This is a genomic window from Acinetobacter sp. FDAARGOS_724, assembly GCF_013364475.1.
GTDB classification, from domain to species: Bacteria; Pseudomonadota; Gammaproteobacteria; order Pseudomonadales; family Moraxellaceae; genus Acinetobacter; species Acinetobacter variabilis.
Window position 1 is genome coordinate 31,295 of the sequence record NZ_CP054908.1, and the last position, 20,606, is coordinate 51,900.

Annotated in this window: 20 protein-coding genes and 1 pseudogene; 8 read left to right on the forward strand and 13 right to left on the reverse strand. The window is 42.0% G+C overall.

Going from position 1 to position 20,606, the window contains the following annotated elements:
• Positions 1-28: 28 nt before the first annotated feature.
• The gene (gene ppx / locus FOC32_RS01400; protein WP_175966003.1) at positions 29-1,549 is read right to left on the reverse strand and encodes an exopolyphosphatase; all 1,521 of its coding nucleotides are present in this window, start codon (positions 1,547-1,549) and stop codon (positions 29-31) included.
• 262 nt (positions 1,550-1,811) lie between these two features.
• On the opposite strand from ppx, the gene trxA reads away from it, so the two are divergent.
• From trxA to FOC32_RS01415, 3 genes are all read left to right on the forward strand, one after another.
• Entirely contained in the window at positions 1,812-2,138 is a 327-nt protein-coding gene (gene trxA, locus FOC32_RS01405; RefSeq protein ID WP_005233946.1) for a thioredoxin, read from the forward strand.
• 321 nt (positions 2,139-2,459) lie between these two features.
• Positions 2,460-3,728, forward strand: coding sequence for a transcription termination factor Rho (gene rho, locus FOC32_RS01410; RefSeq protein ID WP_004783562.1), 1,269 nt, complete (start codon positions 2,460-2,462; stop codon positions 3,726-3,728).
• Positions 3,729-4,131: 403 nt separating this feature from the next.
• The gene (locus FOC32_RS01415) at positions 4,132-4,419 is read left to right on the forward strand and encodes a hypothetical protein (RefSeq protein ID WP_005233936.1); all 288 of its coding nucleotides are present in this window, start codon (positions 4,132-4,134) and stop codon (positions 4,417-4,419) included.
• Between the two features lie 90 nt (positions 4,420-4,509).
• On the opposite strand, the gene FOC32_RS01420 is transcribed toward FOC32_RS01415, so the two are convergent.
• The 3 genes from FOC32_RS01420 to pheS form a co-directional block, all read right to left on the reverse strand.
• Entirely contained in the window at positions 4,510-4,806 is a 297-nt protein-coding gene (locus FOC32_RS01420; RefSeq protein WP_004783565.1) for an integration host factor subunit alpha, read from the reverse strand.
• Entirely contained in the window at positions 4,803-7,184 is a 2,382-nt protein-coding gene (gene pheT, locus FOC32_RS01425; RefSeq protein ID WP_175966005.1) for a phenylalanine--tRNA ligase subunit beta, read from the reverse strand. Before pheT ends, FOC32_RS01420 begins: the two co-directional genes overlap by 4 nt.
• A gap of 131 nt (positions 7,185-7,315) precedes the next feature.
• The gene (pheS, locus tag FOC32_RS01430) at positions 7,316-8,296 is read right to left on the reverse strand and encodes a phenylalanine--tRNA ligase subunit alpha (RefSeq protein ID WP_175966007.1); all 981 of its coding nucleotides are present in this window, start codon (positions 8,294-8,296) and stop codon (positions 7,316-7,318) included.
• A 160-nt stretch (positions 8,297-8,456) separates the two neighbouring features.
• Here pheS and FOC32_RS01435 point away from each other — a divergent pair, with 160 nt between their 5' ends.
• Complete coding sequence (locus FOC32_RS01435; RefSeq protein WP_175966009.1) at positions 8,457-9,485, forward strand: hypothetical protein; 1,029 nt, start codon at positions 8,457-8,459, stop codon at positions 9,483-9,485.
• A gap of 158 nt (positions 9,486-9,643) precedes the next feature.
• On the opposite strand, the gene rplT is transcribed toward FOC32_RS01435, so the two are convergent.
• Both rplT and rpmI read right to left on the reverse strand, forming a co-directional pair.
• Positions 9,644-10,003: a 50S ribosomal protein L20 gene (gene rplT / locus FOC32_RS01440; RefSeq protein ID WP_004647525.1), complete on the reverse strand. Its 360-nt coding sequence runs from the start codon at positions 10,001-10,003 to the stop codon at positions 9,644-9,646.
• A gap of 11 nt (positions 10,004-10,014) precedes the next feature.
• On the reverse strand, positions 10,015-10,209 hold the full coding sequence (gene rpmI, locus FOC32_RS01445; RefSeq protein ID WP_004278281.1) for a 50S ribosomal protein L35: 195 nt from the start codon (positions 10,207-10,209) through the stop codon (positions 10,015-10,017).
• A gap of 230 nt (positions 10,210-10,439) precedes the next feature.
• Between rpmI and FOC32_RS01450 the strand changes: the two genes are divergently transcribed.
• Positions 10,440-11,693 carry an MFS transporter gene (locus FOC32_RS01450; RefSeq protein WP_175966010.1) on the forward strand — a complete coding sequence of 418 codons (1,254 nt, stop codon included), beginning with the start codon at positions 10,440-10,442 and terminating at the stop codon, positions 11,691-11,693.
• A 91-nt stretch (positions 11,694-11,784) separates the two neighbouring features.
• Here FOC32_RS01450 and FOC32_RS01455 read toward each other — a convergent pair whose 3' ends face one another.
• The 3 genes from FOC32_RS01455 to FOC32_RS01465 form a co-directional block, all read right to left on the reverse strand.
• Positions 11,785-12,207: a YqaA family protein gene (locus FOC32_RS01455; RefSeq protein ID WP_175966012.1), complete on the reverse strand. Its 423-nt coding sequence runs from the start codon at positions 12,205-12,207 to the stop codon at positions 11,785-11,787.
• A 7-nt stretch (positions 12,208-12,214) separates the two neighbouring features.
• Positions 12,215-12,505, reverse strand: a complete 291-nt coding sequence (locus FOC32_RS01460) for a hypothetical protein (protein ID WP_034580699.1) — start codon at positions 12,503-12,505, stop codon at positions 12,215-12,217.
• A gap of 72 nt (positions 12,506-12,577) precedes the next feature.
• Entirely contained in the window at positions 12,578-13,198 is a 621-nt protein-coding gene (locus FOC32_RS01465; RefSeq protein ID WP_004783581.1) for a glutathione S-transferase N-terminal domain-containing protein, read from the reverse strand.
• 310 nt (positions 13,199-13,508) lie between these two features.
• On the opposite strand from FOC32_RS01465, the gene FOC32_RS01470 reads away from it, so the two are divergent.
• From FOC32_RS01470 to FOC32_RS01480, 3 genes are all read left to right on the forward strand, one after another.
• Positions 13,509-13,973 (forward strand): Hsp20 family protein, encoded by a 465-nt coding sequence (locus tag FOC32_RS01470; RefSeq protein WP_175966014.1) that lies wholly within the window; start codon positions 13,509-13,511, stop codon positions 13,971-13,973.
• Positions 13,974-14,072: 99 nt separating this feature from the next.
• The gene (locus FOC32_RS01475; RefSeq protein WP_175966016.1) at positions 14,073-14,624 is read left to right on the forward strand and encodes a hypothetical protein; all 552 of its coding nucleotides are present in this window, start codon (positions 14,073-14,075) and stop codon (positions 14,622-14,624) included.
• 262 nt (positions 14,625-14,886) lie between these two features.
• A complete protein-coding gene (locus tag FOC32_RS01480; protein ID WP_373687226.1) occupies positions 14,887-15,246 on the forward strand; it encodes a hypothetical protein in 360 nt (119 codons plus the stop codon).
• A gap of 54 nt (positions 15,247-15,300) precedes the next feature.
• On the opposite strand, the gene FOC32_RS01485 is transcribed toward FOC32_RS01480, so the two are convergent.
• The 4 genes and pseudogenes from FOC32_RS01485 to FOC32_RS01500 form a co-directional block, all read right to left on the reverse strand.
• Positions 15,301-16,523 (reverse strand): IS3 family transposase gene (locus FOC32_RS01485; protein ID WP_175966018.1). Its coding sequence is split into 2 segments (ribosomal slippage): positions 15,301-16,187 and positions 16,187-16,523, totalling 1,224 coding nucleotides; the frame shifts between segments, so codons are not numbered across the junction.
• Positions 16,524-16,621: 98 nt separating this feature from the next.
• Positions 16,622-17,170, reverse strand: coding sequence for a translation initiation factor IF-3 (gene infC, locus FOC32_RS01490; RefSeq protein ID WP_081402664.1), 549 nt, complete (start codon positions 17,168-17,170; stop codon positions 16,622-16,624).
• A gap of 5 nt (positions 17,171-17,175) precedes the next feature.
• Positions 17,176-19,098, reverse strand: a complete 1,923-nt coding sequence (gene thrS / locus FOC32_RS01495; protein WP_004783592.1) for a threonine--tRNA ligase — start codon at positions 19,096-19,098, stop codon at positions 17,176-17,178.
• 257 nt (positions 19,099-19,355) lie between these two features.
• Positions 19,356-20,600 (reverse strand): annotated as a pseudogene (locus FOC32_RS01500) (alanine racemase).
• Positions 20,601-20,606 lie beyond the last annotated feature (6 nt).

A 20,606-nucleotide genomic window follows, 5' to 3' on the forward strand; every position in this document is an offset into this window, starting at 1 on the left:
GTCAACCGTTTTCATCCCTATAAAGGTATTAATTAACAAATTGTTCAGATTGAACCGAGAGCTCGATCTCCCAATTTTTAAACTGCACCTGTTCATCATGCAGTTCAGCAATCAATAATGGCCATTGTTTGGCATCACCAGAAATGCTGAGCTGCCATTGTTGCGCATTCTTGACCTTAAGTTCAATGGCAGGAAGCATCTCATCACTACGACTGTGATTGACCAAAACCGCCAGACGCAACAGCAAACACAGCTGTAAAAGTTTAGTTCCACCGACTTTCATCACATCATGCTTGGCATCAGCGCGCAATTTACGGCGATGATGTGCGACCAAATGTGACAAATAATTCTGATCTACCTGCGAAAAACCGGCAATGTCAGAATGTTGCAACAAATAGGCACCGTGGCGGTGATAACCACTATGACTGATCGCTAAACCAATTTCGTGCAAATAAGCTGCACGACGAAGTAAATCACTGTCCTCGCTATATAGGCCAAGATCACCTGCTACATCATCAAACAGTTTTTGTGCAGTCTGCACTACACGTTCGGCCTGCTTGGCATCGGCATTATAACGACCAATCAAGGCATGGACTGAACGATCACGTATATCTTCATGCTTGAAACGACCCAAGAGGTCATACATCACACCTTCACGTAATGCTCCATCTGAATAGACCAGATGTGGAATATTCAGTACATCAAATACCGCATATAAAATGGCAATTCCTGCAGGCAAGACTGCACGGCGGTCATCTTTCAGACCTTCAAATTCCATGTCCGAAACATGCTTATATTTGAATAATTTGTCTTTAAGTTTTTCCAGACCTTCACGAGTGAGCTGTTCTTTATCATTGCTCCAGCCCATGTTGACACAGATCTGACGGCAAGCCTTAATCGTACCACTCGAACCAATCACCGCATCCCAACCGGCAGATTTATACGTATTGGCAATGCCTGAAATTTCTTTTCGCGCCGCAGTCACTGCCTTATCAAAGGCTTTATGGGTAATTTCACCATCAGCAAAGAATTTCTTGGTAAAAGTCACACAACCCATCTGCACAGATTCGGTATGAATGGGTTCGAATTCTTCCCCGATAATCAGTTCAGTCGACCCCCCACCGATATCTACCACCAGGCGACGACCAGTATTGGCCATGGTATGTGACACACCGAGATAAATTAGACGCGCTTCTTCACGACCAGCAATAATTTCAATCGGTTTTGGTAAAATTTCAGCCGCTTTCTGAATGAACTCATGACCATTTTTGGCTTGGCGTAATGCATTGGTTGCCACAATCCGTAAACGGTTTGGTTGTACAGAACCCAAACGTCCGACAAAACGGGCCAGACAAGCTAAACCACGCTGCTGTGCGGCTTCAGTTAAATTTTTATTTTCATCCAATCCCGCAGCAAGCTGAACCTTTTCTGACATTGATGCGACTTTTTTCACTTCGCCATGATCCACCCGGGCAATCGCCAAATGAAAACTGTTTGATCCCATATCGATGGCTGCGAGTAATTCTTCATCAATCAAAAAATCAGACATTCTAGAAATAAACCTTTTAAGAATTGTGCTTAGAGTAATTCACAACCATGCAATTTAAAAGCCATTTGTCAGGACAATTTCGCGTAATTATTTTTTTCATTTATAGGACAATTGTATGAGGCGATGGTGACTATCGTGATCATCCATTAGACAAAACAACATTAAAGCTTGAAAATTTACAGATTCCCCTACATTGTTAAAGATGGCTATGTAATACTAATAATTTATAGTTATCTTTATAAAATTAATTCTGGAGCACTCCATGTCTGGCAACATCGTAAACACTACTGACGCAAACTTCGAAGCAGACGTTCTTCAATCAGACGTTCCTGTGCTGGTTGATTTCTGGGCTGGCTGGTGTGCGCCATGTAAAGCTATTGCCCCTGTACTTGAAGTATTGGCTGATGAATATCAAGGCAAAGTGAAAATTGTCAAAGTTGATGTAACATCTTGCGAACAAACTGCTGTAAATTTCAATATCCGTAACATTCCAGCTTTATTGATGTTCAAAAATGGTGAAGTGGTAGCGACTCAAGTCGGTGCAGCACCAAAATCTAAATTGACTGCATTTATTGATCAAAATATCTAAGCACTAAATGCTCAACTAAAAATACGCGACCAAAGGTTGCGTATTTTTTTCGTCTACAAATTGACAAAAACCTGTTTCTCTCTTATATTTCAACTTCAAGAGATAAAGGATGCTAAATCCTGTCAGTTTCTTACAAGACACATTACATAACATGCCGCTCGGCAATAGAAATTGTTTTCACATTTCTCTTTGAAACAATCAAACAGACCTCTGAATTGTTCTTGTGCAAATTCAATTGCTTTCGTTTGAATGCTTATATGCGGCCGAATGTTACTCCCTTTCTAACCTATACCTTAGAACTTTGATTCTATCTGACCACCTATGAATTTAACCGAACTCAAGAAAAAACCGATTGGCGAACTCATCAAGATTGCCGAGTTTATGGGCCTTGAAGGTATGGCTCGTAACCGTAAGCAAGACATTATTTTTGCCATCTTAAAACGCCATGCGATGAATGGCGAAGAGATTTTTGGTGATGGCGTTCTAGAAATTTTGTCAGATGGTTTTGGCTTCTTACGCTCTGCAGCAGGCTCTTATTTGGCAGGTCCTGACGATATCTATGTCAGCCCATCACAAATTCGACGCTTTAACCTGCGTACCGGTGACACCATTACGGGAACCATTCGTCCGCCTAAAGAGGGTGAGCGTTATTTTGCTTTGCTTAAAGTCAATCAGATTAACTACGATACCCCAGAGAATTCACGTAATAAAATCCTGTTCGAAAACTTAACTCCATTGTTCCCTACTGAACAATTAGTGATGGAACTTGGTAATGGTACGACTGAAGATTTAACTGCACGTGTCGTCGATCTGGTGGCACCCATTGGTAAAGGTCAACGTTCGATTATCGTAGCACCACCAAAAGCTGGTAAAACCATGCTATTACAGAACATCGCGCAATCGATTGTTCGTAATAACCCTGAATGCTTCCTGATTGTCCTTTTGATTGATGAACGTCCTGAAGAAGTCACCGAAATGGAACGTACTGTTCGTGGTGAAGTGGTCGCCTCTACCTTTGATGAATCCCCTGCCCGTCACGTTCAAGTGGCTGAAATGGTGATTGAAAAAGCTAAACGTCTGGTTGAACACAAGAAAGATGTGGTGATTCTGCTGGATTCGATTACCCGTCTGGCACGTGCATATAACACTGTGATTCCTTCATCAGGTAAGGTACTGACCGGTGGTGTAGATGCACATGCACTTGAGCGTCCTAAACGTTTCTTTGGTGCTGCACGTAATATCGAAGAAGGCGGTTCTCTTACAATCATTTCTACTGCACTGATTGAAACCGGCAGTAAAATGGATGAAGTGATCTACGAAGAATTCAAAGGTACAGGTAACCAGGAAATCACGCTGGATCGCCGTATTGCGGAAAAACGCGTATTCCCTGCGATGAATATCAAGAAATCCGGTACGCGTCGTGAAGAACGTTTAATGTCCGAAGACAAACTGCGTAAAGTCTGGATTCTTCGTAAACTTCTGCATACCCAAGATGAACTGGTCGCGATGGAATTCTTGCTTGACCGCATGAAAGAAACCAAAACCAATGATGATTTTTTTGATCAAATGAAACGCAAAGCATCGAACTAAAATTATCAGAAAGGTCACCATTCAAGGTGGCCTTTTTTTTATGGTTGACGTATGTTACACAATAAAACAATGTACTGAGTTATCTGTAAACTTCTTTTTAAGTTTTTGATTATTAAAGTAAACAAATAAATAACTGTATAATTTTTATAAGCTTAATAAGCCTTTCTCCAATCTATATCTTTCAATTAATTGTTATTTTCTGTTAAAAAACCCTTAATTTTTATCGTTTTTTCGCTGTTTTTGATGCTCACCTAGTAGCAATTAAAAATGCGCAGTGATAGCATATTTGCAGACCAGTTAGACTGCTCCTGCGTTGTTAGTCCCTAACATTATTAGGAATAATAAAAGCATATTACAGCCTGACTTTGGTTTTTTTAATCTCAATTTTTTAGAGAGTGATGCCATGTTATTCAAAAAAATCGCTATTGCTGCTGCAGTTGCTACTACTTTAGCTTTCGTTGGTTGTGCTAAAAAAGCTGACGACGCTGCTGCTGACGCTAACCAAGCTGCATCTGAAGCTGTAGAAGCTGCTTCTGAAGCTGAAGCTGCTGCTGACGCTGCTGCTGTAGAAGCTACTTCTGAAGTTGCTGCTTCTGACGCTGCTGCTGTTGCTGAAGCTGACGCTGCTGCTGCTGTTGCTACTGACGCTGCTGCTGACGCTACTGCTGCTTCTGAAGCTGCTGCTCAATAATCTTTACGATTATTCAGTACAAAAAAGAGAGCCTTTGGCTCTCTTTTTTTATGTAAAAAATAAAAATGTTAGATATAAAAAAAAAGCAGATCAATTGATCTGCTCATTCCCCACACGTTGACGGAACTTCTGCCCCGCGCGGAACGTAACAACACGGCGTGCAGAAATCGGAATCTCTTCACCCGTCTTCGGATTACGGCCTGGACGTTGGCGCTTATCACGTAACTCAAAGTTACCGAAACCCGATAATTTTACTTGTTCGCCCGAGATTAGCGCTTGGCTAATCTCATCGAAAAACAACTCGACCATTTGTTTAGCTTCACGACGGTTTAAACTCGTGAGCTCACTTAAATGATCAGCCATTTCTGCTTTTGTTAATGCTGTCATGAAGCCCTCAATGTCGCTTGGTAAGTGTTTTCCAACACCTGAAGGATATTATCCATACCTGATTTAATTTCAGCATCTTCCAGTGTACGGCTTGGATGCTGCCAGAGAAGTGCAAATGCCAGTGAGCGTTTCCCTTCTTCTACTCCTTGTCCAGTGTACACATCGAACAACCATGTCGAGCCTAGCAGCTCTCCACCTGTTTTTTCGATAAGTCCCTGAATTTCGCTAACATTAATCTTATCACTAATTAAAAGCGCAATATCACGTCGAACCGATGGAAAACGTGATAATTCTGTAAAATTAGATACATAAGTTTGCAAAACAGCCGATTGATCTAATTCAGCGACCCAAGTCGTCGCCAAATCGAGTTCGTCTTCAAGTGAGGGATGTAAACGACCTAAATAACCAATTGACTGACCATTCACTAAAATTTCTGCAGATTGACCAGGATGTAACCAGCTACGTTCAGAACGTACATATTCCACATCCAGACGCGCAGCTGCCAGAATTTCCTCAATGTCACCTTTGAAGTCAAAGAAATCCATTGGCTGTGCTTTACCATGCCAAGTTTCAGGCGTACGTGAACCAGTAGCAATCAAGGCAAAAGTTGGAATCTGTTTCAGATCATGAATTGAAGCCGCATTCTGGTAATCAAAACGCAGACCGAGTTCGAAAAAACGTACACGGTTCTGCTGGCGATTGACGTTGTACTGTACACATGGAATCAGGCTAGACAGTAAAGTTGAACGCATCACTGCCAAATCGCTTGAAATTGGGTTAGCCAATGCCAATGGATTGACTTCTGGATTTAACTGTTTTTCCAGTTTCAGGTCAGCAAAACTGAAGCTGATCGCTTCCTGATAGCCCAAGGTCACGGCTGTTTGACGAAGCTGAGTCAGTTCGAATTGGTCTTCATATTTCGCCAATTTCACATCAATGACCGGTAAGCTGATTTGAATATTGTCATAACCGTGAATACGGGCAACCTCTTCAATCAGGTCTTGGTAAATTGCCATGTCATAACGGTGGGATGGCGGAATCACTGACCACTGACCTTCAGCTTTTACAGTCACTTCACAACCTAAACGCGTTAAAGCATCTGTAATGAAATCTGATTCAACTGTATAACCTAATAGTTGATCGACTTGCGCTTGTTCTAACTCAATCGCTTCACGCTTTGGTAACAGCTCTGTTTTTTCAGCTACAATGATTGGACCAAACTCACCGCCTGCAAGCTCAGCAATCAACTGAGAAGCACGATGCATTGCAATCATAGGAAGTTCGAAATCGACACCACGTTCATAACGTTGTGACGCATCAGTATGTAGACCGAAACGACGAGCACGGCCCGCAATATGCAATGGCGCAAAGAATGCTGATTCCAGGAAGATTTCAGTGGTTTCATCAGTTACTGATGAAGACAAGCCCCCCATAATCCCTGCAATCGCTAATGCTTTTTCATCATCTGCGATTACCATCACATCATCTTGCAGTTCAACTTCCTGTTCATTTAATAGAACAAGCTTTTCACCTGCAGTCGCTTGACGTACATGTACTGAACCCTGAACCTTACCGCCATCAAACGCATGTAGAGGTTGACCCAGTTCCATTAATACATAGTTGGTGATATCGACCAAAATGCTGTGCTGACGGATACCAGCGCGGACTAATGCACGTTCCATCCACTCAGGAGTTGGTGCTTTGGTATTTACATTTTTGATGATACGGCCCAAATAATGTGGGCAACCTTGAGTTTCAACAACGACTTGCTTTTGATCGGTGATGGTTGCAGCTACTTCTTTAATTTCAGGTGGAGTTACCAGCAACTGGTTAATCACACCAATTTCACGTGCGATCCCGCGAATGCTGAAACAGTCACCACGATTCGGAGTGATGCTGATATCAATCACGTTGTCATCAAGGTCTAAATATTCACGAACATTCACACCCACCGGTGCATCTGCAGGCAGTTCTAACAAACCATCGATTTTATCTTCAAGATCGATTTCTGAAGCACCGCATAGCATGCCTTGAGATTCAACACCACGCAGTTTGCCTTTCTTGATTTTAAAATCGCCTGGTAATACTGCACCGATGGTAGCTACTGGTGCTTTCATACCCGCACGTACGTTAGGTGCACCACACACGATTTGTAGAGGTTCACCTGAACCAATGTTTACAGTGGTAACACGTAAACGGTCGGCATCTGGATGCTGTTCGACAGTCAGGACTTCACCAACAACCACACCTGTAAACAGTTTTGCCGCAGGTGCAATTTCATCCACTTCAAGACCAAGCATAGTCAACTGGTCAGACAGTTTTTCGCTATCGATGGCTGGGTTAACCCATGTGCGCAGCCAATTTTCGCTAATTTTCATTTCTTTAAAACCTATAAATTAATCTTTTAAATCCCCCTCTAACTCCCCCTTTTACAAAGGGGGAGAACCCTGAGTCACATAAGGACAGCCCCCTCTCCTTTTAGGAGAGGTCAGGGAGAGGTTTAAATCCTTTAAGCAAACTGGCGTAAGAAACGCACATCGTTTTGATAGAACATACGCAGGTCATTAATGCCATAACGCAACATTGCAAAACGTTCTACACCTAAACCAAATGCAAAGCCTTTGTATTTGTCGGGATCAATGCCCGCAGCGCGAAGTACATTTGGATGCACCATACCGCAACCTAAAACTTCTAACCACTTGCCACGTTCATCCATAATATCCACTTCAGCACTTGGCTCAGTGAACGGGAAATAAGACGGACGGAAACGTACTTTCAAATCTTTTTCGAAGAATTCATTCAGCAGGTTAACCAATAAACCTTTCAATTCAGCGAAGCTGGTATTTTCAGCAACGTATAGGCCTTCGATCTGATGGAACATTGGTGAATGCGTCTGGTCAGAGTCACAACGATATACACGGCCTGGACACACAATACGGATTGGTGGCTGCTGGGTTTCCATGGTACGAATCTGCACACCTGAAGTATGCGTACGCAATAAATGGTTTACATCAAAGTAGAAAGTGTCGTGCATGGCACGTGCAGGGTGATGGCCCGGAATATTCAATGCTTCGAAGTTGTGATAGTCATCTTCAACTTCTGGACCAGTCGCTACTGTAAAACCTGCTTTGGTAAAGAATTGACAGATACGTTCTTGTACTTGGGTCACTGGGTGGGTGCTGCCCACCTGTTGGCCACGACCGGGCAAGGTAATATCAATTGTTTCACTAGCAAGCTTTTGCTCTAGTGCAGCTTTCTGCAGTTCAGCCTGACGTTGTGTCAAAGCACCCGTGATAGCTTCACGAACTGCATGAATTTGTGCCCCAAACGCTTTACGTTGTTCAGGATCCATTTTCCCCAGCGACTTAGATTGTTCCGCGAGCTGGCTTTTTTTCCCCGTAAATTGCACTCGTACTTGATCAAGTGCAGCAAGGTCTTGAGCTGCTGCAATCGCAGCGAGCGCTTCAGTGGTCAGGGCTTCCAGTGACATAGTAACTCTCAAAGCAACAGGTTAGAAATATTTTTAAAAAACCCCATATTCTAACAGTTTTTAGGCGAGTTGATGAAGTGCGCTTTTAATGAAAATTAGAATAGCATCATGAATTATAAAAAGTATAAGATAAACATAATATCAATCAGATCAAATCACTATGGCACTCGATCAAATTTGGAAACAGCAACTGACCCTCGTCACTTATGGCAATGAGTTTTTAACTCAGGATCTCAGTTTCAGCCGCTGGCTGAATCACTCCATTTTTAATCAGTACCATTTAACTTTTCGTGATCTGATTTCCCAGCATTTACTGGCACAGCACTTTCAAATCTGGCTTGAAGGCCTGAAAAAACAAGGTGTTCGTCGTATTAGTCTGCATTCTTCACACTTGCTGGAAGATGAAAATAACCCTAATGCCAATGTCGAGCTGGTTCCTTTGGCTCATGTGATTATCAGTCATCATGCTCAAGGTAAAACCGCCTGGATGATCGGTAAGGAGCTGGCTGAATGGTATACCGCTGATAATGATTATGAAGCACCAGAAGCTCAGAAGTCACCTTTACGTCATGAAGTATTCTGGCGTTATGAACTGAACAGTAAACTGGCTAAAAGAATTGATGCTGATCTGGTACAACCAAACTGGGATGATATTCATTCCTATACTGAACAGGAATTATTTGCACACCATTTAGCTCAAGGATTTACTGAGCCTGCTTATACTGGATTGCCTTATTACGGTACTACCCCAACGATTCAGTCTCACTCAGAAAATCCGAGTCACCTAGCTTTGATTCCAACGGATTATTCATCTGATTATGCTCATCAGACCTTATATCGTCTGGATGCATTAAGTGATTTTATTCAGACTAAGATTCAACACCCTTATAATGATGATGGTCAGGTACTAAATCCGGAGCAGCAATTAAACCTGCGCCACTTTGCGCAAAAAATTGATGAAATCAGTGCCAAGTTTATTATGAAAGTGGCCAATCATTATAAAACTGCACAACTTACTCCTAAAGTGGCGCCTGATCCTTTTGCGGGCATGAGTACTGAAGATCGCGCAGTCAAAGTCTCTAAAGCCGAACGACCACAAAGTCACCATAAAACCGGTGCTTCAAGTGTGATCAAACTGATTCTGATCACGATTGTGATCTGTTTGATTGGCTACTATTTCGGGCTTTAATAAAATATATTGTCTATAAATAATCACTTTGGCTTGGTGGAGACTTAATCTCCACCAAATCAATAAATAAATGATTTAAAAAATCAAAGATCCCACTGATTTTATTTAAACATAAAAAAAGACCGCTAAAAGCGGTCTTTTTTCTAAGTCATAAAGACTTATGCAGCCAACGCATCTTTAGCTTTAGAAGCTAGAGCTGCAAACGCAACTGCGTCATGCATAGCGATGTCAGCAAGTACGCGACGGTCGATGATAACCTGAGCTTTTTTCAAGCCAGCGATCATACGGCTGTACGATAAACCGTTTTGACGTGCACCAGCGTTGATACGCGCAATCCATAGAGCACGGAATTGACGTTTCTTCTGACGACGGTCACGGTAAGCGTATTGACCAGCTTTGATTACCGCTTGGAACGCTACGCGGTAAACGCGTGAACGAGCACCATAGTAACCTTTAGCGCGAGCAAGAATTTTTTTGTGACGGCGATGAGCCTGTACACCACGTTTTACACGAGCCATTTATAATCTCCTTAGATGTACGGGCACATACGACGAACTGAAGCAACGTCACTTACGTGAACCATTACACAGCCGCGCAATTGACGAATACGCTTAGCAGATTTTTTGGTCAAAATGTGGCGTTTGAACGCTTGTTTACGCTTAAAACCGTTAGCAGTCGCTTTGAAGCGTTTAGCTGCACCACGGCGAGTTTTCATCTTAGGCATAACAACCTCTTTTGAACACCTGTTCGGCACGTCTGCACCATTGCAAGAACGCCCTGCAGGTAAGGGAGCCGATATTCTAATGCATCTTTGCTTAAAACAAAAGCACTAGTCTTTTTTTCTTGATGAATCTGCAAACTTAGCATTTTTTACGATAAGAATTGAATGATGAATTTATATACTGCTTGCGATATCACTTTATAATTTGTCAATTTTTTCAGTTGCAGCTCTTTATGCACATTCAGCCCGATGCGTTTGCCGCACTCCGTTATCGAGACTTTTCCATTGTCACCTTAAATCAGTTTTGTTTGACTTTAGCCATTCTGATTCAGGAAATTATTGTTGCCTATTCTCTATATCAGATTACCAAAGACCCGCTGACCTTAGGACTAATTGGTCTAGCAGAAGCGACTCCTTTTATTTCCCTTTCTTTATGGGGTGGATATGTCGCGGATCGCTTTAATAAGCAGACCATTATGAAAATCTGTTTATTTTTCGCCATTCCGATGCCGCTTATTCTCTGGTCACTGTTTCATTATCACGGCTTGGGAAAGCTCAGCACCAGTCAATTATCTTGGGGAATTTATGCCGTCATTTTCTGTCTGGGTACCATTCGTGGCTTTTATAATCCTTCAGCAACTTCACTGAAACCTTTTCTGATTCCACGTGCACTCTATGCCAATGGTGCAACCTGGACCACAATTGGCTGGCAAAGTGGGGTAATTATCGGGCCGATGCTCGATGGTTTTATGCTGGCGTTTTTAGGTCGGGAAACCAGTCTTCTAACTGTCGCAGTACTGGTCAGCATCTGTTTTGTTCTGATTAACTTATTGCAAAAGCGCGATTTTCCTAAAATTGAAACTGAAAATGTCCTGCATAGTCTGGGTGATGGTTTCCGTTTTATCTGGAACAGCAAAATTGTACTGTGGTCGATTTCCCTAGATCTGGTTTCGGTACTGTTTGGTGGGGTGATTGCCCTCTTACCGATTTTTGCAGAGGATATTTTAAAGGTTGGTCCTGAAGGTTTGGGGTATTTACGGGCTGCCCCTTCAATTGGCGCACTGATAACCATGATTGCCCTGACCCGTTTTCCGCCTACGCAACATGCCTGGCGTAATATGCTGCTTGCAGTCGCAGGATTCGGAGTCTTTACCCTGCTATTCGCCTTTTCTAACTCGATGTGGCTATCTCTGTTTGCTCTTGCCATGACCGGCGCCTGTGACAGTATTTCTGTAGTGATTCGCCAGACGATTTTACAGATTTACCCACCCGATAATATGCGTGGCCGGGTTGCTGCAGTAAACGGCATGTTTGTCTCATCTAGTAATGAACTGGGTGCTTTTGAGTCCGGTCTGGCTGCGAAATATATGGGCACAATTATGGCTACAGTGTTTGGTGGCAGCATGACCCTACTGGTGGTGTCCATCAGCTGGGCAAGAACCAAGGATCTGTTTGGAATTGATATTACCAAAGGAACTGAAAAATAATTTTTAGTTCTGATGTGCGTAGGATTTTCAATCAGGAAAATATTGTGCACTAATGATGAATACAAATAAAAAGAGGCTTTACGCCTCTTTTTTAAAACATCGCATACGCCCAATAGACAAACAAATAACGTCCAATTTTGGCAATACTGACTATCAAAATAAAACGGGCAAAATTTTCCTTGAGCAAGCCAGCAATTAACGTAATTGGATCGCCAATAATCGGCACCCAGCTCAGCAATAATGACCAATAGCCGTATTTCTGATAGGTACTTTGGGCTTTAAGCATCTGCTGCTCAGAGACTGGAAACCATTTTTTATGTTTATATTGCTCAATCTTAAACCCCAGATACCAGTTCACACAGGAACCCAAGATATTTCCAGCACTTGCGATCATGATAAGTAAAGCCGTCGAATAGCTCCCTTGCCATAATAAACCCAGCAAAACCGCTTCCGACTGCAGCGGTAATAAAGTGGCTGCACCAAAAGCGGCAAGAAAGAGCAGAAACAGGGACATCCCGAGACTAACGGCTTAAACCCAGTTTTTTCTTGGCTTTAAGATATTCCCAATTCGCCCAGAATATAGCCATAACCATGACCAAAATACGTGACCATTGATATTTCTGGGTGATCGGCTCAAGAGCTGCATTTAAAATCTGGCGATCTTTGGTATTCAAGGCGCTGATCACCTGATCCACATGCACAATTTCAGCAATGAACAGCAGCAGACAAGCCGCAATACCGAAAATAATACTCCAGTAAATTCGAGGATTCGTTTCCACGATTTTAGTAAAGTTCAGGAAAAAATCTTTCATACACTCACCCAATAAAAAACCACCCAAAGGTGGTTTAATCTACTTTTATCTAGTTTAGCACAAAGGCCAGACTTATCTGACCTGTATTGCTAACGCTCTTTGCACCGCTGGACGCGCAGTCAGGCGTGTCACATATTCCTGTACTTCCGGATAATCCGCCAGATCAATCTGCTGCCATTCATGACGTAACACCCATGGCAAAATAGCCATATCCGCAATCGAATACTCACCGGCTACATACTTCTGACCAATCAGCTGTTTGTTCAGAACCCCGTATAGACGCTTGGTTTCATTGACATAACGATCAGTGGCATACGGGATACGCTCAGGAGCGAAACGGCTAAAATGATGATTCTGTCCCAGCATCGGACCCAAGCCACCCATTTGCCACATTAGCCATTGCTCAACTTCAACACGTTGCTGCTCATCATCCGGATAAAACAGGCCGGTTTTACGACCCAAATATTGCAGAATCGCGCCAGATTCAAAAACTGAAATCGGTTCGCCACGCGGGCCATCCTGATCCACGATCGCAGGAATTTTATTGTTCGGAGAGATACGTAAAAAATCAGGTTGAAACTGGTCATTTTCCAGAATATTGATTGGGAAAATTTTATATTCCAAGCCCATTTCTTCTAATGCGATGGTAATTTTATGGCCATTGGGCGTTCCCCAATAATAGAGATCAATCATGTGATTACCTGTTACCTTTTCGTTTTTACATGACATTATTGAAACTTGATCTAGTTATAGCATGATTTAAAGCCCCACTTCCGCATATTTTGTTATAGATTCGGCAGTAAAATCGCTAAATTCAAAGCATTATTTTTAGCTCAAGATGGGTTCAAATATTTTTAAATCTTGAGTCTTGAAAAGCTTCGCCTCAATCCTATATTAGAAATAGAGCAATGATCTATTCAGGAGATTGTTTCTAATCACTGAGTTCATATTTAAGAATTGCATGTTGTTTATAAAACTTTTCTGAGATCAGGAGGTAAGATCAATGAGCAATTTCAGTCTTAGCCCACTATTCCGTCGTAGTATCGGTTTTGACCGCTTTAATGACCTTTTTGATTATGCAATGCAAAGTGAGGTACCAAACTATCCGCATTACAACATTGAAAAAACCGGCGACAACAATTACCGCATTGTAGTTTCTGCTGCCGGATTCAATGAAGACCAGCTAGAGATCAATCTGGAAAATCAGGTTCTGACCATTAGCGGTAAAGCGATGGAAGAAAATTCAGATACGGCTGTGGAATTCCTACATAAAGGTATCGCCCACCGTTCATTCAAGCTGTCTTTACGTCTGGATGAACATGTAGAGGTACAACACGCTGAATTTGAAAATGGTTTATTGAAAATCGAATTGCAGCGCAATGTGCCGGAAGAAAAATTGCCTCGTCAGATTCCGATTGGCAAAAAACTGTTAGCTGAAAAAAATAAATCTAACGAGCAGCAAAGCTGATCAACAATCAAAAGAAAGGCCCGAACGGGTCTTTCTTTTTTAGGACAGAATCCTTAAGCTTGAAAGTGTTCAATTTTCATCCATCATAAAAATAACAATATGAACACATCAGACATCATTCTGTTTCATCAAAGTGCCCAGACGATGAAACATATGGGACTTCTCCTTCTTTGCTATCCCATTGGGATTTTGATGACTTTGTACCTTCATACTTCAGATCCTCCTTCCAGTTTTGTTCGAGGATTGGTATTTTTATGGCAGGAGTCTCCAAGCTTTTATGGCTATATGCTGGGTTTCCTGATGCTATCGCTCTTGCTATATAGCATTAAACTAAAAATCACCTCGCGAACAATTTATTACACTTTGGCAGGATACCGGATCAGCCTGTGTTTATATCGTGAAGCTGTCCATTACAGCTTTATCAATCCTCAATATGATTCACTTAAAGCCCGTACCAAACGCTGGCTAACCAGACTCCCGGCTCATCAAATTAATCAGCGAGATGGCACGCTCGATTTTATTCTTTGTCAGCCCAGTTGGCGCGACCGGCTCTGTTTAAGATTATTCCGGATTTATTTATCGATGTTTTCTCGTCAGCAAGCTAAGGAAATTATTCAAGCCATGTACAGTGCTTGGAATTTAAGATCATAAAGGCTGATTCAAAAACACTTTTAATTATATGGTTTAAGCTGAAAGAAATTTATCTCATCAGATTTCAAAGAATAAAAGCAGTTATTAAAAAAATGGTGTTCTGGTTAGGACTTTCCCCTATCACTACATATATTTGATTTACATAAAATTTCGGCTATGCTTTTTCTGAAACAGAATAAAACATTCAATAAATACCATAGATAAGAAAATCTGCCGTAGGTGCACTATGAATTATGTCCGTCGCAACGCCCTGAGTCCTTTCATGCTATTGAGCTTGCTGTTCTTTTTATTGATTGTCATTTTACTGCTATTGTTTGGCTGGCCACATTATAAAGTTTGGAAACAAGGCATGGATGGTCAGGCAGCATTGGCTGAAGCAGAACAATCCAAAATGATTCAAGTGCAAGTTGCAAAAGCGGAACTGGAAAGTGCCAAACTGCGTGCAGAAGCCATTAAACTCGTTGGGCAGGCAGCTAAAGATTATCCTGAATATCGCAAGCAGGAATTTATTGGTGCATTTGGTGAAGCCCTACGAGAAGGTCGTATTCAACAAATAATTTATGTACCCACTGAGGCCAATATTCCGATTGTAGAAGCAGGAAAATCCTACCCTGCTCAATAAAAGATTAAGTGTCTTGTCCTGAAATAGATTGACAGTATTCCACTTCAAACCGAGTTAAGCAATTAGCTCGGTTTTAGTTTGCTCATACGTCTGATTCGGGGTGTTCATATTTAAACTTAAATGTGGTCTATAGCAATTATAAATCATGATAGATTCCGCAATTAAGTGATCTAACTCTTTCATGGTTTGACATCGTGTAGTTAAAAACTCCTGCTTTAATATTCCATTAATCCGCTCTGCTAATGCATTCTGGTAACAGTCTCCTCCATCTGTCATAGAAGGACATACCCCATAATGGCGTAATGCCGATTGATATAGTTCAGAGCAATACTGAGAGCCTCTGTCTGAATGGTGAATCATCCTGGCTGCCCGATCTGTCACATGCTGCATCGCCATATGTAGTGCCTGCACAACATTCTCTGCACGCATATCATTCGATAACTTATAACCTTTAATCTGGCGGGTATAAGCATCTGTCACTAAGGATAAATAATGTACGCCTTCAGCACTCTCAACATAGGTAATATCACTGACAAAGACTTCATTGGCTTGCACCGCTGAATAATCCTTTAATAAATTTGGATGCTTCTTCATCCAATGCTTGCTATCCGTAGTTTTTGTATAACGACGCTTGGGGCGAATCAATAAATTATTTTCTTTCAATATTTTAAATAACTGATCCCGTCCACACTTTAAACCACGCTGCAACAATTTGCCTTTAATAAGCCAATACAGCTTACGTGTTCCGATACTTGGCATGAGACAGCGATACTCCATAACCAACTCGAGTATTTGTTCTGTTACTTGTGCAGTCATTTGAGCACGTTTTTCTGCTTGATAATAAGCTTGTCGAGTGATTCCTAACCACTGACAATAACGTGAAACGCTTAGTCTTCTTTGGCTTTGCCAATCTTTGAAACGTGCTCGGTATACTTTTTTCCAAGATCAGTCCCACACTCTTTATCAATGTGATAAATCACATCCTGTATAAATTCAGTTTTGAGCTTTTCTGCGGCTAACTGTTTTTCTAATTGGCGGATTCGTTGTTGGGGTGTCAATTGGCGTTTAGAAGAAGTCGGCATATTCGAAGTCCAATCCTGTTGTCCGTGCTTGCGTAACCATACCAGCACAGTTGATCTTCCTTGAATACCATATTTTGCCTGAGCTTGTTTATAAGTAATTTGCCCTTTTTCTACTTCATGTACAACCATCATTTTAAAGGCGAAGCTATAATCACGTTGTGTGCGTTTAACTCGTTGTTCTTGTGCATGTTCCATAAAATAAGTCTCTTAAGGTGTAAACTTATTTCAGGACGGGACAAAGTTACCTCATAAAAAAGCCCTGCAAATACAGGGCTTTTTTCATCAAGAGATGCTTACTTTTTCTTTTTAGGACCAAGCAGCATACCCATTTGACGACCTTCCATTTTTGGTGCTTGTTCAACTACACCATATTCAACTACGTCTGCTTCAACTTTTTGCAGTTGAGCCAGACCCAGTTGCTGGTGAGCCATTTCACGACCACGGAAACGCAAAGTAATTTTTACCTTGTTTCCTTCTTCAAGGAATTTGATGATTGCACGTAGTTTTACGTTGTAATCACCTACATCTGTCGCAGGACGTAGCTTGATTTCTTTCACCTGGACTTGATGCTGTTTTTTCTTCGCTTCTTTCTGCTTTTGTTTCAGATCAAACAAATGCTTGTTGAAGTCCATGATTTTGCAGACAGGTGGCTCAGCATTGGCTACGATCTCAACAAGATCAAGATCGGCAGCTTCAGCTGCGCGCAATGCTTCTGCAAGGTTAACAATACCTTTTTGCTCACCATTTTCGTCTACAAGACGGACTTCTTTTGCACGAATTTCATCATTCAAGGCAGGACGGTTTGATTTTCCGCCCTGTTGATTACGGTCAGGCTGTTTAATCGCTGTTACTCCACAATGTACCGGCCGCGTTCGGCTACGGCTGCTTTTACTAAGTCAACGAAAGCGTCGATTGACATAGTACCCAAATTTTTTCCTGAGCGGGTACGGACATTCACCGTACCTTCCTCTACCTCACGGTCCCCAAGTACCAATAAGTAAGGAATACGCTCTAAAGTACGTTCACGAATCTTAAAGCCGATTTTCTCATTTCTCAAGTCAGAAATTGCACGAATTCCGTTTTCTTTAAGTTTCGCGACGACTGACTCACAAGCCTCGGCTTGAGCATCAGTAATATTCATTACACACGCTTGCACTGGTGATAACCAAGGTGGCATAAAGCCCGCGTAGTGCTCAATCAGTATACCAATAAAACGTTCGAAACTGCCAAGAATTGCACGATGCAACATTACAGGCTGATCACGATCGTTATCTTCAGTGACATAAGAGGCATCCAGACGTTCTGGAAGGTTGAAGTCACATTGAATGGTACCGCACTGCCAGATTCGGCCTAAGCAGTCTTTCAATGAGAATTCGATCTTCGGACCGTAGAATGCACCTTCACCTGGTTGTAAATCCCAATCCAGGCCAGCAGCATCTAAAGCATCTGCCAAAGATTTTTCTGCCATATCCCAAAGTGCATCATCACCCACACGTTTTTCAGGACGTGTCGACAACTTCATTTGTACTTCTTCGAAGCCAAAATCTTTGTATACGTCTAGTGTCAATTTGATAAAGTCTGCAACTTCAGTACCGATTTGTTCTTTGGTACAGAAAATATGCGCATCATCTTGGGTAAAGCCACGTACACGCATAATGCCGTGTAAAGAACCTGACGGCTCGTTACGGTGACATGAACCAAACTCCGCTAAACGGATTGGAAGATCACGATATGATTTTAAGCCCTGGTTGAACACTTGCACATGACAAGGACAGTTCATCGGTTTCACGGCATAGTTACGGTTCTCTGAATGAGTCGTAAACATGTTTTCAGCATAGTTCGCTGCGTGACCTGATTTTTCCCAAAGCGTGAAATCAACTACTTGTGGTGTACGGATTTCAAGGTAACCATTTTCTTGCTGAACTTTACGCATGTATTGTTCAAGCACTTGATAAATGGTCCAGCCGTTCGGATGCCAGAACACCATACCTGGTGCTTCTTCCTGCATATGGAACAAGTCTAAGGCTTTACCAATTTTACGGTGATCGCGTTTTTCAGCTTCTTCAATACGTTTGATATAAGCTGCGAGCTGTTTCTTGTCAGCCCAAGCTGTACCATAGATCCGTTGCAGCTGTTCGTTTTTCGCATCACCGCGCCAATAAGCACCGGAGATTTTAGTCAGCTTGAATGATTTTAAGAATTTGGTATTTGGTACGTGCGGACCACGGCACATATCCAGATAGTCCTGATGGTAGTACAGGCCCATTTGAGTTTCTTCAGGCATGTCTGCGATCAGGCGCAATTTGTATTCTTCACCACGGGCTGTGAATTCTGCAATCACTTCATCACGTGGGGTCATTTTTTTCACGACATCATAGTCTTGATCAATGAGCTTTTTCATACGCTCTTCAATCGCAGCCATGTCATCTAAAGTAAATGGACGTGGCATCCAGATATCATAGTAGAAACCTTCTTCAATGACTGGACCAATGACCATCTTTGCTTCTGGGAACAATTGCTTAACGGCATGACCCACCAAGTGTGCGCAAGAGTGACGAATAATTTCGACACCTTCTTCATCTTTAGGCGTGATGATTTGTAAGGTTGCGTCTTCAGTAATCAGATCGCACGCGTCCACTAGACGATCGTTTACACGACCTGCAACAGTATTTTTTGCTAGACCAGGACCGATGCTTTGAGCAACTTCCATCACAGATACGGCGTGATCAAACTGTTTTTGATCGCCATTTGGCAAAGTGATAATTGGCATATGAAATCCTTAAGGAGTGATGCCCCGTACCATGGAGCATGTCACCGCGAGATTATGATCGAGGGAGAACCTCAAAAGATAAAAACGGTGGATAAATAAAAAATCACCTAGAATTTTACACGGCTTGGGCCAATGATTAAACCTTTTCCCTAATAAAAATAGGATTTATCACCAAAAAGTTCTTTTGAGCTGCAATGAGTTAAGATGATTATTCGCTCAAGAATTATTTATTCTCTCAAGGTTTGCCACGCTTCAAATTACCCTTCAGCATAGACATACAATTGAGAAAACTGAGGAATGATGGCTTCACTTTGGGTCGGCCTTAAAAACACGTAATCATCGACTTTCAGTTCACAAGATTTCGGTACCAGAACCATTTCCTGATTGCTACTGCGTCCATATAAAACATGCGGCTGGCTTTTTTCTGGAAAATAATAGTCCGCCTGCCAGTAACCACCATAAACGAATAGCGCTTTATATTAGACTTCTTGCGTTAGTCAAAATTTAAACAGCCCAAAGCTACATTTTATAAGGTTTTAGCCAATTCAAAAATTAGGTAAAACGATACTTTCGCAAGAGGTCTATTGATGCGGTAGATGATTAAATACTTCCAGACCAGGAATCTGGCTATAAGGCAGCACTTTTAAAATTGGTGTGGCAATCCACAAGGCACATTTTAAAGCAGAGAGATTGGCCAGATCAAAATCACTGGGTTTAAGTAGCATGGAACCAAAAGCTAGATCATTACAGACACTCTGCTGGCAATGCTGCATAAAGGTCGGACTGCCGCCACCATTAAAACATAGATTTTCATGCCATAAATCAGGAAATTGCTGTTGCAGCGTCAGCTTGAATTGTTGATAAATCTGCTGTGATTGCTGATAACTTTTTTCAGGTTTTTTGAGAATTTTTGGCAGTTTGGCTACATGCGCATCGTAGCCCATTAATCCGGAAAATTTTAGATACAGTGGATGCTGCTGAATTAAATTAAGCATGGCTACAAACTGCTCCTGACTGCTTACTCCTCCACGATGTAGGCCTACATCAATTTCAATATTCACATTCAGGCAGAGATTCAGACTTTGCGCGAGTTGCAGATACTGCTCCAAGCGTGCTTGACTATCGATCAGCCATTGAATATTTACTTGAGGATTTAAGCCCTTTTGACTAAACAGGCTTTGATAAAAGCGCTGCGCTGCATGAATCGGCATTAACTTACCGAGCAAAATGTCCGCTTGCTGAAATGCTCCGATAATTTCCCGAAGATGGGGCAGATGAAATACCATAAAACATTGGGTATTCAACTTTTCACTAGCGAATTGTAGTAATTGCTGACTGGCCAGAGATTTCACCGCCAGACGAGGCTTTAACTGCGGAGGTAATTTTGCCTGCACAACATCCAGATTATGTTGATACTGAGCCAAATCCAGAATCAGTTGTGGTGCACCCGTACCCTGCTGTTTTAGGTCTTGAGTCAGTTGCTGAAAATAAGTTGGTCGCATCTTCTA

Excerpts from the sequence above, each read along its gene's own strand:
- ppx (WP_175966003.1), bottom strand. The coding sequence starts at position 1,549 with ATGTCTGATTTTTTGATTGATGAAGAATTACTCGCAGCCATCGATATG.
- trxA (WP_005233946.1), top strand. The coding sequence starts at position 1,812 with ATGTCTGGCAACATCGTAAACACTACTGACGCAAACTTCGAAGCAGAC.
- rho (WP_004783562.1), top strand. The coding sequence starts at position 2,460 with ATGAATTTAACCGAACTCAAGAAAAAACCGATTGGCGAACTCATCAAG.
- FOC32_RS01415 (WP_005233936.1), top strand. The coding sequence starts at position 4,132 with ATGTTATTCAAAAAAATCGCTATTGCTGCTGCAGTTGCTACTACTTTA.
- FOC32_RS01420 (WP_004783565.1), bottom strand. The coding sequence starts at position 4,806 with ATGACAGCATTAACAAAAGCAGAAATGGCTGATCATTTAAGTGAGCTC.
- pheT (WP_175966005.1), bottom strand. The coding sequence starts at position 7,184 with ATGAAAATTAGCGAAAATTGGCTGCGCACATGGGTTAACCCAGCCATC.
- pheS (WP_175966007.1), bottom strand. The coding sequence starts at position 8,296 with ATGTCACTGGAAGCCCTGACCACTGAAGCGCTCGCTGCGATTGCAGCA.
- FOC32_RS01435 (WP_175966009.1), top strand. The coding sequence starts at position 8,457 with ATGGCACTCGATCAAATTTGGAAACAGCAACTGACCCTCGTCACTTAT.
- rplT (WP_004647525.1), bottom strand. The coding sequence starts at position 10,003 with ATGGCTCGTGTAAAACGTGGTGTACAGGCTCATCGCCGTCACAAAAAA.
- rpmI (WP_004278281.1), bottom strand. The coding sequence starts at position 10,209 with ATGCCTAAGATGAAAACTCGCCGTGGTGCAGCTAAACGCTTCAAAGCG.
- FOC32_RS01450 (WP_175966010.1), top strand. The coding sequence starts at position 10,440 with ATGCACATTCAGCCCGATGCGTTTGCCGCACTCCGTTATCGAGACTTT.
- FOC32_RS01455 (WP_175966012.1), bottom strand. The coding sequence starts at position 12,207 with ATGTCCCTGTTTCTGCTCTTTCTTGCCGCTTTTGGTGCAGCCACTTTA.
- FOC32_RS01460 (WP_034580699.1), bottom strand. The coding sequence starts at position 12,505 with ATGAAAGATTTTTTCCTGAACTTTACTAAAATCGTGGAAACGAATCCT.
- FOC32_RS01465 (WP_004783581.1), bottom strand. The coding sequence starts at position 13,198 with ATGATTGATCTCTATTATTGGGGAACGCCCAATGGCCATAAAATTACC.
- FOC32_RS01470 (WP_175966014.1), top strand. The coding sequence starts at position 13,509 with ATGAGCAATTTCAGTCTTAGCCCACTATTCCGTCGTAGTATCGGTTTT.
- FOC32_RS01475 (WP_175966016.1), top strand. The coding sequence starts at position 14,073 with ATGAACACATCAGACATCATTCTGTTTCATCAAAGTGCCCAGACGATG.
- FOC32_RS01480 (WP_373687226.1), top strand. The coding sequence starts at position 14,887 with ATGCTATTGAGCTTGCTGTTCTTTTTATTGATTGTCATTTTACTGCTA.
- thrS (WP_004783592.1), bottom strand. The coding sequence starts at position 19,098 with ATGCCAATTATCACTTTGCCAAATGGCGATCAAAAACAGTTTGATCAC.